A 13322-nucleotide genomic window follows, 5' to 3' on the forward strand; every position below is an offset into this window, starting at 1 on the left:
GATTTCTAGATGAGCAGTAAAGCGATCACAACGTTCGACCACAACTTCGATGACATGCCTACATCGGATCGCGGTATTCGCCGCATCGGGCTGACCATCGTTTTTGTAACGTTCGGTATTTTTGGTACTTGGGCGGCTTTCGCGCCTCTGAGCAATGCCGTGCACGGCACCGGTGTGGTAACCGTGCAGAATTACCGCAAGACCGTGCAGCATTTGGAGGGTGGCATCGTCAAAGAGCTTCATGCCCGTGATGGCGATCTGGTACAGAAGGGTGACCCGCTGATTGTACTGGATGAGTCGCAGCTGAGCGCGGAGTATGAGTCCACTCGAAACCAATTGATTGTCGCACGTTATAAAGAGGCACGTCTCCGTGCAGAGCGTGACGGCTTGGGTTCGATCCCGCCAGTGACGATGGAGGGTACCGATTCTGACCGAGCGCAAGAAGCGTTGGCCGGCGAGCAGCAGGTGTTCAAGGCCCGCCACGATTCTTTGCAGGGTGAGATCTCGGTCAACCGTGAGCGGATCCAGCAAATGCAGCAGCAGATCGCCGGTCTGAACGACATGATCCGCACCAAAGCAGGCCTGAACAAGTCGTACTCCGGCGAAATCAAACAGCTGAAAGAGCTGTTGGCCGAGGGCTTTGTCGACAACCAGCGTTTGCTGGAGCAGGAGCGCAAGCTCGACATGCTGAAGACTGAAGTGGCTGACCACCAGTCAAGCATTACCAAGACCAAGCTGCAGATCGGGGAGACCGAGCTGCAGATCGTGCAGTTGAAGAAGAAGTTCGATGCTGACGTGGCCAAAGAGCTGTCCGACGTCCAAGCCCAAGTGTTCGATCTGCAGGAAAAGGAAGCGGCGCTGCGTGACAGGCTCTCCCGTGTGGTGATCCGTGCACCGGAAAGCGGCATGGTTCTGGACATGAAAGTGCACACCATTGGTGGCGTGGTCAGCGCTGCCACACCTTTGCTGGATATCGTGCCAGCTCAGTCGGAGCTTGTGGTGGAAGCCAAAGTGGCCACGCGAGACATTGACCGGCTTGAGCTGGGCAAGACTGCGGACGTTCGCTTCTCCGCGTTCAACCAGGCCACCACCCCGGTCATCGAAGGCAAGTTGACCCGCATTTCGGCTGACAGCCTGGTCGATGAGCGTTCGGGCGACCAGTACTACCTGGTCCGCGTCAAAGTCACCGAAGACGGCATGAAAAAACTCGGCAACCGCAAGCTGCAACCTGGCATGCCAGCCGAGGTCCTCATCAACGCAGGCGACCGCACCATGCTGCAGTACCTGTTGAAGCCGGCGCGCAACATGTTCGCTGAATCGCTGATCGAGGAATGATTGTGCTGCGTTTGCTACCTGGATTAATGATGTGCATGGTCGCCTGGCAGGCGGTGGCCGTGGAAGGGCAGGGGGCGGTAGGTGAGCAGCCGAAAGGGGTTTCGGCATCCACGTACACGTTGGACCTGGCGGGGTTGTACCGTGAAGCGCGCCTGGAGGACCCACGGGTCCTCGCCGCTTACGCGCGCGCGCGCTCTGCCAGCGAGCAGCAGCGGGCAGCGCTCGGTAGCTTGTTGCCACAGGTGTCGGCCAACGCCAACTCAAGCCGCATCCTGCGCGAGAACGAGATTAGTCGCGACCTTTACAATACTGAAACTTACTCGCTCAGCCTCACCCAGTACCTGTACAACAAGCCGGCGTGGGAGCGTTACCAGAAGTCCAAAAGCGTAAAAGATCAGAAGGGTCATGAGGCTGAAGATGCGCTTGCAGAAGCTACCGTCGACTTGGCGAAGCGCTACTTTGTAGCGCTTGCCGCCGACGATGAGCTGGAATTGGTGCAGGCGGAGCGCCGCGCAACCCAGAAAAACCTCGACCGCGTCAGCAGCATGTTCGATCGGCAAATGGCTAAGATCACCGACAAGCTCGATATGCAGGCACGGGTGGACTTTTTGCTTGCGCAAGAAGTCGAAGCGCGTAATCAGGTGCAAGTAAGTCGCGAAGCGTTGGCCGAAATCGTCGGCCGGCCGATTACCGAGCCACTCAGCCGAGTGCGCAACGATGTAGCATTGCAAGCTCCCACCCGGCCTTTGCAGAACTGGGTAACCCAAGCTATTGAAACCAACCCTTTGCTCAAGTCGTATCAAAGTGGGGCGGAGGCGGCCAATGCGGCGGTGCGTGAGGGTAAAGGTGAGCACTACCCGCAGCTGGGGTTGAGTTTGAGTGCGCAGCAGAACGACCAAGGCTACGACAACACCCAGGCGCCGCGCAGTGAGAGCTATGTGGCCTCTATAGGGGTAAAAATCCCGATCTACAGCGGTGGTTCTACCTCCGCGCGGGTGCGTGGCCTCTACGATGACCAGCTGGCCGCCGAGGAACAGCTGGAAGGCGTACGGCGTCAGGTGGTCAAGGAAACCACCACCGCCTATCTGACTGCGCAGGCTGCGGTCGAGAAGATTCGCGCTAACCGCAATGCGCTGTCATCGGCGCAGCAGTCCAGCGTTGCGGCGCAGAAGGCGTTCACCTTCGGTGTGGTCAATGCGGTGGATGTGCTCACTGCCGTGCAGAACGAATTCAAGGCGCGCCGCGATCTGTTGAAGACGCAGTACGACTTCATCACCAACCTGTTCCTGCTCAACCGTTGGGCGGGGGAGCTGAATCAGGAAAGTGTGGATAACGTCAATGTGTGGCTGAGCCCGGTGCCGGAAACCAGCTTGCCGGGTGGCGATGTTCCGCGGGTGGACGCTCGCAGCTGATCGGGCTGCGGGCCTTCAACCGGGGTGTTGCAGCGTCTGCCCAATCGAGCGCCCCCCCATTGCGCTCGATATCTTCCCCGCCTCCATAGCCAGGGGCGGGCAAGCAACAGTCGTCCGATTCGGAATATTCCTACACGTTTTGTTGTGGCGGCTTTGGGCCGTGGAACTTATGCTCCCCTCCATGGCGCCTACGCCATTCTGCGGCGCCTGACCGGCCCTGGGTCGTTCCAGGCGAGCTCATAGCTGCCAGCGTGTGTCGCGCCAGTACTTTGTAAGTCGAGTAGTGCGTACGACCTATGTATACTTCGGCATGGAACCGAAAATGCGTGGCTGGAACTGCCCGCGTCAAACCTATTAACACATGCCCGCACGGCACTATCGGAGTTGGTTAAGTCGCATGAAAGCAATCGTTACTGGGATCACTGGTCAAGACGGCGCCTACCTGGCGGAACTGCTGCTGGAAAAGGGCTATACAGTCTATGGCACCTATCGTCGTACCAGCTCGGTTAACTTCTGGCGCATCGAGGAGTTGGGCATTCACACCAACCCTAACCTGCACCTGGTCGAGTACGACCTCACCGACCTGTCGGCCAGCATTCGCCTGCTGCAAACCACGGAAGCCACCGAGGTATACAACCTCGCTGCGCAGAGCTTTGTTGGCGTATCGTTCGAACAGCCACTGACCACCGCCGAAATCACCGGCCTGGGTGCTGTGAACCTGCTCGAGGCCATTCGTATCGTCAATCCGAAGGCACGTTTCTATCAAGCGTCGACTTCGGAAATGTTCGGCAAGGTCCAGGAAATTCCACAGGTCGAGACCACCCCGTTCTACCCGCGTAGCCCTTACGGCGTGGCCAAGCTGTACGCTCACTGGATGACCATCAACTACCGTGAGTCGTATAACATCTTTGCCACCAGCGGCATCCTGTTCAACCATGAGTCGCCACTGCGCGGCCGTGAGTTCGTGACCCGCAAGATCACCGACTCGGTGGCCAAGATCAAGCTGGGCCTGCTGGACAAGCTGGAGCTGGGCAACCTCGATGCCAAGCGCGACTGGGGCTTTGCCAAAGAGTACGTCGAAGGCATGTGGCGCATGCTGCAAGCTGAACAGCCTGATACCTTCGTGCTTGCCACCAACCGCACCGAAACCGTACGTGACTTCGTGTCCATGGCGTTCAAGGCTGCCGGCATCGAAATCAACTGGAGCGGCAAGGACGAGGCAGAGCAGGGTACCTGCGCAGCCAGCGGCAAGGTACTGGTTGTCATCAACCCGAAATTCTACCGCCCGGCCGAAGTCGAGCTGCTGATCGGCAACCCTGACAAGGCCAAGCAAGTGCTGGGTTGGGAACCGAAAACCAGCCTGGAAGAGCTGTGCCGCATGATGGTCGAAGCCGACCTGCGTCGTAACGAAAAAGGGTTCTCGTTCTGATGCAAATGGCCAGTAAACGCGCGCTGATTACAGGTATTCACGGGTTCACCGGCCGTTACATGGCGGCCGAATTGCGGGCCAGTGGCTACGAAGTTTTCGGGACTGGGAGCCAGCCTTTGCAGGCCCCCGACTATCGTCAGGCCGATCTGACCGATGGGCCGGGCCTGCGCGCGTTGCTGGCCGAACTGCAGCCAGATGTCGTCCTGCATCTGGCTGCCATAGCTTTTGTCGGGCATGGTGCCGCCGATGCGTTCTATCAAGTCAACCTGATAGGCACACGGAACCTGCTCGAAGCCATTGCAGCCTGCGGCAAAACACCAGAATGTGTGTTGATTGCCAGCAGTGCCAACGTGTATGGCAACGTTTCCGAAGGGATGCTGGGCGAACAGACCCCACCGGCGCCCGCCAATGATTACGCGGTCAGCAAACTGGCCATGGAATACATGGCGCGGCTGTGGTGTGACCGGTTGCCTATCGTCATCACGCGTCCTTTCAATTACACCGGTGTTGGGCAGGCAGACAACTTCCTGCTGCCCAAGATCGTTTCGCACTTCCGCCGCAAGGCTGACACCATCGAGCTGGGCAATCTCGATGTCTGGCGGGACTTCAGTGATGTACGTGCAGTCGTGCGGGCATATCGTGGCCTGATCGAGGCGCGCCCGTTGGGGCAGGTGGTCAATGTAAGCTCGGGCTCTACCCACTCGCTGCGTGAAGTTATTGGCAAATGTTCCGCCATCACTGGGCATTCCATCGAAGTACAGGTTAACCCGGCATTTGTTCGCGCCAATGAGGTCAAGACCCTGTGCGGTGATAACAGTTTGCTGAAAGCGCTGGTGCCCGGCTGGCAAACACCCTCGCTGGATGAAACCTTGGGATGGATGCTTGCTGGTAAATGAAGCTCATCCTTTCTGTCGAGCCGGTGCGCTTCCCTCTTACCGGTATCGGGCGCTACACCTACGAGCTGGCTTCCCGCCTGCAACAAAGCAGCGAACTAGAAGAGTTGCGCTTGTTCGCCGGGCGCAGATTCTTGCAGGCGCTGCCTGAGGCTACCGATAAATCGGATGCCGTGCATGGCTTGAAGCGTCTGGTGCAAAAAAATGCGCTGGCAGTGGAGGCCTATCGGCGCTTGATGCCGTATTTGCGTGAGCGTGCGTTGCGTGGCCATGATGACTTCATCTATCACAGCCCCAATTACTACCTGCCAAAGTTCGCCGGCCGTACCGTGGCGACATTCCACGACTTGTCGCCCTTCACCTGGGCGCATTGCCATGCGCCGCAAATTGCCCGCTATTTGCAGAAGGAGCTCAAGCTGACACTTGAGCGTGCAGATGCGCTCATCACCGATTCGAGCTATACCCGACAGGAATTGGCGGACTATTTTGCCTGGCCGCTTGAGCGTATTCACACCGTTCCGTTGGCCAGCTCGCCAGAGTTCCACCCCCGTCCGTATGTAGCGTTGCGCGAAGCGCTGTCGCGTCATGGCCTTGAGCCGGGTGGCTATAGCCTGTTCGTCGGCACCATTGAGCCGCGCAAGAATATCGAGACCCTGCTGGATGCTTACGGTCGGTTGCCTCTTGCATTGCGCCAGCGCTGGCCGCTGATCCTTACGGGCTACCATGGCTGGCGCAGCGAGGCGATCCACGGCCGCATTGCCCAGGCACAACAGCAAGGCTGGGCGCGCTATCTCGGTTTTGTTGCCAGCGAAGACTTGCCCCTGCTGTTTGCCGGAGCACGGCTGTTCACCTTCCCATCCCATTATGAAGGGTTTGGCTTGCCCGTACTCGAGGCCATGAGCTCAGGGGTGCCTGTGGTGTGTTCCAACAGTTCTTCGCTGCCGGAAGTTGCAGGGCCGGCGGCGTTGATGTGCTCGCCCGACGACGTGGAGGGCCTGACTGCATTGTTGTGCCAGGGCCTGGAAGACGAAACCTGGCGCGCAACTGCGGTGCAGCAGGGGCTGCAGCATGCCGGGGGTTTCTCTTGGGAGCGCTGTGCACAGGCAACCATCGAGGTCTATAAATCGGTCAGGGAACGATGATCAAGGTCCTGCATTTTTTTAAAACGTATTACCCCGACTCCATGGGGGGTATCGAGCAAGTCATTTTTCAGATTGCAGAAGGTACTCAGGCCCATGGCGTGCAACCCGAGGTGCTATACCTGAGCCCGCGCGGCGCTGCGCGCAATGAAACAGTGGGCAATCATGTAACGCACCGATCCAAGCTTGATTTGCATGTGGCCTCGACCGGCTTTTCGTTGTCGGCCATGAAGGACTTTGCCGAGTTGGCCGCCCAGGCTGACATTGTGCATTACCATTTCCCTTGGCCCTACATGGACCTGGTGCATTTCCTGGCGCGGCTGAACAAGCCCACGGTGGTCAGCTACCATTCCGACATCGTCAAGCAGAAGTGGCTATTGAAGCTATATCAGCCGTTGATGAACCGGTTTTTTGCCAGCGTTGACCGGATAGTAGCATCCTCGCCCAACTATGCTGCGCACAGCCCAGTGCTGACGCGGTTCAAGGACAAGGTCGAAATTATTCCCTACGGTCTCGACCGTGGCACCTATCCCAAGGCGTCGGTTGAAAAACTGGCTTATTGGCGTGCACGTCTGGGCGAGCGCTTCTTCCTCTTCGTAGGGGCCCTGCGCTATTACAAAGGGCTGGATTATCTACTGGAAGCCGCGCACATCAATCGGTTGCCGGTGGTGATCATGGGCGGCGGCTTTCTTGAGGCGCAGCTCAAGGCGCAGGCGCAGCAGAAGGGCCTTGGCAACGTACAGTTCCTGGGTGGCCTTGGAGATGACGACAAGGCAGCGTTGCTTGAGCTGTGCTATGCATTTGCCTTCCCGTCCCACCTGCGCTCCGAGTCATTCGGCATCTCACTGCTGGAAGCGGCGATGTATGGCAAACCGTTGATTTCCTGTGAAATGGGTTCTGGTACCACCTTCATCAATTTGGCTGGCGAGACCGGTCTTGTGGTGCCGCCGCGTGACGCTGCAGCGCTGGCTCAGGCCATGCAACGCTTGTGGGATGACCCGACGTTGGCGCAAGCCATGGGCGCCAAGGCACTGCAGCGTTACGAGGAAGTATTTACCGCATCGGCAATGGCCAGTGCGTATGCCGGCCTCTACCGTCGCCTGTTGTAAGCGTTACCCACTCGATGGGCTACGCTGCCGTTCAGCCTTGACGGCACTTGGGTAAATTGAGATCTGATTTCATGGAACGACGCACCATTCTTGTTACAGGCGCCAGCGGTTTTGTCGGCAGCGCAGTCTGTAGTCGGCTGGCAACGATGGGTAGCTTCGCAACCCGTGCGGCTTTGCGTGGCACTGGCCGCGGAGATACCACGGGCGTTCAGGTTGTGACGGTAAGCGACCTGGCTGCCACCACCGATTGGGCACCGGCACTGGCAGGTGTCAGCGTTGTGGTGCATGCCGCAGCCCGGGTGCATGTGATGAAAGAAACCGCCGCCGATAGTTTGGCCGAGTTCCGTCGGATCAATGTCGAGGGCACCCTCAACCTGGCCCGTCAGGCAGCGGCAGCTGGTGTGCGGCGTTTTATTTTCATCAGTTCGGTCAAGGTCAATGGTGAGGCGAGTCAGCCCGGCCGGCCCCTGTGCGCCGACGATGCACCGGCACCTCAGGATGCTTACGGCGTGTCCAAGCATGAAGCGGAGCAGGGGTTGCGCCAACTGGCGGCAGCTACCGGCATGGAGGTTGTGGTCATCCGCCCGGTGCTGGTTTACGGGCCAGGTGTCAAAGCCAATTTCCGCAGCATGATGCGCTGCGTGCAACGGGGCTTGCCCCTGCCTTTCGGCGCGGTTGATAACCGTCGCAGCCTGGTGTCGCTGGCCAATCTGGTCGATTTGATCATCACTTGCATCGACCACCCGGGCGCCGCTAACCAAACCTTCCTGGCCAGTGACGGCGAAGATGTCTCGCTGGCGTATCTGTTGCGTGCGCTTGGCCGTGCACTGGGCAGGCCCGCCCGGCTTTTGCCTGTGTCCTCAGCCCTGTTGCACTGGGCAGCCCGGCTGCTTGGCCGACAGGACCTTGCCCAGCGCTTGCTCGGCTCGCTGCAGGTGGACATCGATAAAAACCGGCAACTGCTCGGCTGGCGCCCCCCTTACACGTTGGAGCAAGGACTGAACATGGCCGCTCGATCTTTTCTGGAAAACCGCCGCGTATGATATGGCTGATCGTCGTGGCAGGCGTCGCGTCCTGGTGTATGACCGCAGTATTGCGCCGCTATGCGCTGTCGCGCAGCCTGCTGGATATCCCCAATGCTCGTAGCTCGCATACCTTGCCAACCCCCCGTGGTGGTGGCCTGTCATTCGTGGTGGCGATGCTGGTTGCCATGCTTGGCCTGGCTTGGGCCGGGTCCATCGCTCCGGTACAGCTGGTCAGCTTGCTGGGTGCGGGGGGGCTGGTTGCACTGATCGGCTTCATGGATGACCACGGGCACATCGCTGCACGGTGGCGTTTGCTGGGGCATTTCGCAGCGGCCGGATGGGGGCTTGCCTGGCTTGGCGGGATGCCGCCTCTTTCTGTCTTCGGCCTGGCGCTGGGGCCGGTCTGGTTAAGCAGCATCATAGGGGTACTGTATCTGGTGTGGCTGCTCAACCTTTACAACTTCATGGACGGCATCGATGGCCTTGCCAGTATTGAGGCCATTTGCGTATGTCTAGGCGGGGCCTTGCTTTACTGGGTTAGCGGCCATGCTCAGGCTGCATGGCTGCCGCTATTACTGGCGGCGTCCGTGGTTGGCTTCCTGTGCTGGAACTTCCCGCCCGCCCGCATCTTCATGGGCGATGCAGGCAGTGGCTTCCTCGGCATCGTGCTGGGTTTGCTGGCATTGATGGCGGGTTCGGTAAACCCGCTATTATTCTGGGGGTGGTTAATACTTTTGGGTGTGTTTGTAGTCGACGCCACATTTACCCTGGGGCGTCGCCTGTTGCGCGGTGAAAAGGTTTACGAAGCGCATCGTAGTCATGCCTATCAGTATGCTTCGCGCCACCACGGCAGCCATCGGCCTGTAAGCCTGGCGGTGGCGGCGATCAACCTCGCTTGGCTGTTGCCAATAGCGCTGGCGGTGGTGCTCTTCAAGGTTGATGGCGCCACGGGAACCCTGGTCGCTTATGTGCCTCTCATAGTCTTGGCGGTCACCTACCATGCAGGGAAAAAGGAATAGGATGGGCGGGCAAGGAGGCCATCGTAGAGAGCTGCTAACGCCGTGGTATGGCCGGCCAGCGCTCAGGTCATTCAAACGAGGTTCTTTTGCGCTGAGGAGTGCCGAATGAGCGACGAGAAGAAAGACAGAATGCGCCAGTATCTGGTCAATCTGTCCCGGCGTCAGAAGCGGCTCATTCAGGTGTGTACGGACATCTCGCTGATCTGGTTCGCGTTGTGGCTGTCCTTTATCGTGCGCTTGGGCCTCGATGAAATGTACAACCCCATCGTCACGCACGCCTGGCTGTTCGTGGCTGCTCCTGCGGTGGCCATCCCGTTGTTTATACGGTTTGGCATGTACCGGGCAGTGATGCGCTATTTTGGCAATGATGCCCTCGTCACCATCATCAAGGCTGTGACACTGTCATCGCTCATTCTGGCGGTGGTGGTGTATTGGTACAGTAACCATCAGGTTGTTGTGCCGCGGTCGATCATTTTCAATTACTGGTGGTTGAGCATGGTCATCATCGGCGGTTTGCGCCTGATCATGCGGCAGTATTTCCTGGGTGACTGGTTCACCGGGGCTCATCAGATTCCGTTTGCCAATCGCGATGACGGCCTGATCAAAGTAGCTATCTACGGAGCGGGTACGGCAGGCAATCAGCTGCTGGCTGCGCTGCGAATGGGGCGGGTGATGCGGCCCGTGGCGTTTATCGATGACGATAGCGACCTTGCCAACCGTGTCATTTCGGGCTTGCAAGTCTACAAGCCCAAGCATTTGCAACAGATGATCAAGGAAACGGGGGCTCAAGAAATTCTTCTGGCGCTACCCTCGGCCTCACGCGCAAGACGAAAGGAAATTCTTTCTTTCCTTGAGCCTTACCCATTGCACGTACGGAGCGTGCCAGCTTTCGCCGACCTGGCCAGTGGCCGGGTAAAAGTGGATGACATTCAGGACGTAGACATCGCCGATCTGCTGGGGCGTGACCCGGTTCCCGCCCAGGAAGGGCTGCTTGAGCGCTGCATCTACAAGCAAACCGTGTTGGTCACCGGGGCGGGGGGCTCCATAGGTGCCGAGCTGTGCCGCCAGATCATCGGGCTGGGGCCTACCACGCTACTGTTGTTCGATCACAGTGAATTCAACCTTTACAGCATTTTGAGTGAGTTGGAACAGCGCATCTTGCGTGAGTCGCTATCGGTAAGGCTGTTGCCGATTCTGGGCTCGGTTCGCAATCAGCAGCACCTGGTTGATGTAATGGCCACCTGGCGCGTCGATACGGTCTACCATGCGGCAGCCTACAAGCATGTGCCGATGGTCGAGCACAACATCGCCGAAGGTATTCTCAACAATGTTTATGGCACGTTGTGTACTGCCCAGGCAGCACTGCAGACCGGTGTCGCCAACTTCGTGCTCATTTCCACCGACAAAGCCGTGCGGCCGACTAATGTCATGGGCAGCACCAAGCGGTTGTCCGAGCTCATCCTGCAGGCGCTGAGCCGCGAGGCGGCACCGGTGATGTATGGAGACAGCAGCAAGATTGCCCGGGTGAACAAGACCCGGTTCACCATGGTGCGCTTTGGCAACGTTCTGGGCTCTTCCGGGTCGGTGATTCCGCTGTTTCACAAGCAGATCAAGGCGGGTGGGCCGTTGACGGTAACTCACCCGAAAATTACCCGTTACTTCATGACCATCCCCGAAGCTGCCCAACTGGTGGTGCAGGCCGGTGCCATGGGGCAGGGCGGCGATGTGTTCGTGCTGGATATGGGTGAGCCAGTACGCATTGTCGAGCTGGCCGAAAAAATGATCCACCTCTCGGGGCTGAGTGTGCGCAGCCAGGGCAACCCGCAGGGCGATATCGCCATCGACTTCACGGGGCTACGCCCCGGTGAAAAGCTCTACGAAGAGTTGCTTATCGGCGATGACGTATCGCCCACAGCCCACCCGATGATCATGGCCGCCAACGAAGATTTCCTGGCGTGGGATTTTCTGCGTGAGCGGCTGACCCAGTTGCTGGCTGCGGTTGCCGACGATGACTTCACCCGTGTGCGACAGTTGTTGCGAGAACTGGTCAGTGGTTACTCGCCTCAGGGAGAAATTGTGGATTGGGTGTATCTGCAGCGGCGCCAAGGGCTGTTGGACCGATAGGGCGGCAGCTAATGCGGCCCGCTTGCCGGCGATGGCCGCATAACCGCCTTGATTGATTAACCGCTGCCCTGGGGCAAGTTCGTCGCTACAGCTTAAACCCGCTCTGGCCCTACCAACGGCTCTGCAGTACGCCGTTGTTGAAGATGTCACGCCGCTCCAGGCGCCCCACCTCCTGATGCTTGGCCAATGCATAAATGCGGTCGAAACCCGCGCGACCAATGTTCGGGAAATACGTGGCCAGCGCCTGCTCTACCGCGCTGTCATAGTCCGCTTCGGTGATGTACCGATAAATCTCTCGGAAGTAGATAAAACCAAACTGGAAGCCCAGGATTTCATCCGGGTAATCCGTTTGGCCGAAGAAGCAGTTTTCCAGGTCGATGGCGCGAGCTTTACCCTGTTGGGGCAGCATGACATTGGCAACCCACAGGTCCATATGCGTAATGCCTCGGCGGTGCAATGCATGCAGCAGCTCGAAGGTAGCCTCTATCACGGCGCTCACTGCTGCGGGCGCCTCACGGGCTTTGCTCAACCCGTCGACGTGATCGTGCAGCAACTCGGTAATCAGGAAAAAGTCCTGGATCAGCCCAAGTTTCGAGCTGGTGTATCCATAACCGATCAGCCCCGGTACCCGGGCGCCTCGCTTGGCCGCTTCACGCGTGTTAATCAGCTCTTCAATGGGCCAGTCGTACATCCCGTTGCGCTTTGGGTTACCACGTTGCATGCGCCATTTTTTTTTCAGTGAGTCGAGCTTTTCGCGTTTGGCAAAAAGCTTGCTGGCGCTACACGGGAGCGGCGCACTCACGCGTTTGGCGGTTGGCGTCTGTTCCACCAACTGCTCGATAGCTTGCCGGGTATGGCTGGGGAGGACGGTTTGAAAATGCAGGGTGGCATCACGATAACGCACAACATGGGGGTACTCGTTTTGCCAAACCCGGGGATCGCCTACCACGTCACATCCTTATGGAATCAAAATGCCATCAGCCTAATGGATCCAATGATACATTTCTCTGCCTTATTCCGTACACTTTTTTACAATTCTGCACGATGAGCGGGAGAAGTCACCTTCATGGCTGGCAACCGGCTATTAGCAGCACATACAATGCCAGGTTGCTTTACATGGGCACGCAAGCACCAAGCAGTCTTTCAGTTCAGGGGCCAAACAGTTGCTGCTACCCAGGCCCCGCTGCAGTGGGGCTATTCAAGGAACGATGTACATGAAGGAACCGAGTTGCAATGTCGTATTACCGTAACCCCCATGATGTAACGCGCATGCCCGCCTGGCAGGCGCTGAATGAACATCGCAAAGCCATGCAAGGCTTCAGCATGCGCGAAGCCTTCGCCGCCGATGCCCAACGCTTTGACCAGTTCTCCCTGAGCTGCTGCGGCCTGTTCCTCGACTACTCGAAAAACCTGATCACCGAACAAAGCCGCGACCTGCTGGTGAACCTGGCCAACGAAGTGGGCCTGCAGGACGCCATCAAGTCGATGTTCAGCGGCGAAATCATCAACGCTTCCGAAGGCCGCCCGGTGCTGCACACCGCCCTGCGCCGGCCGGTGGGCGACAAGCTCAGCGTCAACGGCGTGGACGTCATGCCGGAAGTGCACAAGGTGCTCAACCAAATCACTGAACTGGTCGGGCGCATCCATTGTGGCCAGTGGCGCGGCTACAACGAGACGCCGATCACCGACGTGGTCAACATTGGCATCGGTGGCTCGTTCCTTGGCCCCGAGCTGGTTTCCGAAGCGCTACTGCCTTACGCTCAGCGTGGCGTACGCTGCCACTACCTGGCGAACATCGACGGCAGTGAATTCCACGAGCTCTCGGCCAACCTGCGCG

The 13322-nt window shown here is 58.5% G+C and carries 10 protein-coding genes and 1 pseudogene; 10 read left to right on the top strand and 1 reads right to left on the bottom strand.

The features are described 5' to 3' along the window. The first annotated feature begins 9 nt into the window (after positions 1-9). The 9 genes from ACK1VC_RS19305 (at position 10) to ACK1VC_RS19345 (ending at position 11485) form a co-directional block, all read left to right on the top strand. On the top strand, positions 10-1335 hold the full coding sequence (locus tag ACK1VC_RS19305; RefSeq protein WP_023047784.1) for an HlyD family type I secretion periplasmic adaptor subunit: 1326 nt from the start codon (positions 10-12) through the stop codon (positions 1333-1335). Next, entirely contained in the window at positions 1332-2747 is a 1416-nt protein-coding gene (locus tag ACK1VC_RS19310) for a TolC family outer membrane protein (protein ID WP_031311952.1), read from the top strand. Before ACK1VC_RS19305 ends, ACK1VC_RS19310 begins: the two co-directional genes overlap by 4 nt. A 397-nt stretch (positions 2748-3144) precedes the next feature. After that, the gene (gene gmd / locus ACK1VC_RS19315; RefSeq protein ID WP_016485391.1) at positions 3145-4176 is read left to right on the top strand and encodes a GDP-mannose 4,6-dehydratase; all 1032 of its coding nucleotides are present in this window, start codon (positions 3145-3147) and stop codon (positions 4174-4176) included. After that, complete coding sequence (locus tag ACK1VC_RS19320) at positions 4176-5072, top strand: GDP-mannose 4,6-dehydratase (protein ID WP_016485392.1); 897 nt, start codon at positions 4176-4178, stop codon at positions 5070-5072. The genes gmd and ACK1VC_RS19320 overlap by 1 nt, the downstream gene beginning before the upstream one ends. Further along, entirely contained in the window at positions 5069-6211 is a 1143-nt protein-coding gene (locus ACK1VC_RS19325; RefSeq protein WP_191087370.1) for a glycosyltransferase family 4 protein, read from the top strand. The genes ACK1VC_RS19320 and ACK1VC_RS19325 overlap by 4 nt, the downstream gene beginning before the upstream one ends. Next, entirely contained in the window at positions 6208-7317 is a 1110-nt protein-coding gene (locus ACK1VC_RS19330; protein WP_070087013.1) for a glycosyltransferase family 4 protein, read from the top strand. The genes ACK1VC_RS19325 and ACK1VC_RS19330 overlap by 4 nt, the downstream gene beginning before the upstream one ends. Positions 7318-7388: 71 nt before the next feature. Then, the gene (locus tag ACK1VC_RS19335; RefSeq protein WP_191087371.1) at positions 7389-8360 is read left to right on the top strand and encodes a UDP-glucose 4-epimerase family protein; all 972 of its coding nucleotides are present in this window, start codon (positions 7389-7391) and stop codon (positions 8358-8360) included. Next, positions 8357-9361 (top strand): MraY family glycosyltransferase, encoded by a 1005-nt coding sequence (locus ACK1VC_RS19340; protein ID WP_016485396.1) that lies wholly within the window; start codon positions 8357-8359, stop codon positions 9359-9361. The genes ACK1VC_RS19335 and ACK1VC_RS19340 overlap by 4 nt, the downstream gene beginning before the upstream one ends. Before the next feature lie 105 nt (positions 9362-9466). Next, positions 9467-11485 (top strand): polysaccharide biosynthesis protein, encoded by a 2019-nt coding sequence (locus ACK1VC_RS19345; RefSeq protein WP_016485397.1) that lies wholly within the window; start codon positions 9467-9469, stop codon positions 11483-11485. Positions 11486-11594: 109 nt separating this feature from the next. Here the strand turns inward: ACK1VC_RS19345 and ACK1VC_RS19350 are convergent, their stop codons facing one another. Then, the gene (locus ACK1VC_RS19350) at positions 11595-12206 is read right to left on the bottom strand and encodes a lipopolysaccharide kinase InaA family protein (protein ID WP_231995318.1); all 612 of its coding nucleotides are present in this window, start codon (positions 12204-12206) and stop codon (positions 11595-11597) included. 512 nt (positions 12207-12718) lie between these two features. Between ACK1VC_RS19350 and ACK1VC_RS19355 the strand changes: the two are divergent. Beyond that, positions 12719-13322 (top strand): annotated as a pseudogene (locus ACK1VC_RS19355) (glucose-6-phosphate isomerase); the annotation flags it as partial.

Source organism: Pseudomonas sp. XP2 (assembly GCF_053557975.1).

Bases quoted from the DNA above. Each gene is read 5' to 3' on its own strand.
- ACK1VC_RS19305 (WP_023047784.1), top strand. From the start codon at position 10: ATGAGCAGTAAAGCGATCACAACGTTCGACCACAACTTCGATGACATG.
- ACK1VC_RS19310 (WP_031311952.1), top strand. From the start codon at position 1,332: ATGATTGTGCTGCGTTTGCTACCTGGATTAATGATGTGCATGGTCGCC.
- gmd (WP_016485391.1), top strand. From the start codon at position 3,145: ATGAAAGCAATCGTTACTGGGATCACTGGTCAAGACGGCGCCTACCTG.
- ACK1VC_RS19320 (WP_016485392.1), top strand. From the start codon at position 4,176: ATGCAAATGGCCAGTAAACGCGCGCTGATTACAGGTATTCACGGGTTC.
- ACK1VC_RS19325 (WP_191087370.1), top strand. From the start codon at position 5,069: ATGAAGCTCATCCTTTCTGTCGAGCCGGTGCGCTTCCCTCTTACCGGT.
- ACK1VC_RS19330 (WP_070087013.1), top strand. From the start codon at position 6,208: ATGATCAAGGTCCTGCATTTTTTTAAAACGTATTACCCCGACTCCATG.
- ACK1VC_RS19335 (WP_191087371.1), top strand. From the start codon at position 7,389: ATGGAACGACGCACCATTCTTGTTACAGGCGCCAGCGGTTTTGTCGGC.
- ACK1VC_RS19340 (WP_016485396.1), top strand. From the start codon at position 8,357: ATGATATGGCTGATCGTCGTGGCAGGCGTCGCGTCCTGGTGTATGACC.
- ACK1VC_RS19345 (WP_016485397.1), top strand. From the start codon at position 9,467: ATGAGCGACGAGAAGAAAGACAGAATGCGCCAGTATCTGGTCAATCTG.
- ACK1VC_RS19350 (WP_231995318.1), bottom strand. From the start codon at position 12,206: ATGCAACGTGGTAACCCAAAGCGCAACGGGATGTACGACTGGCCCATT.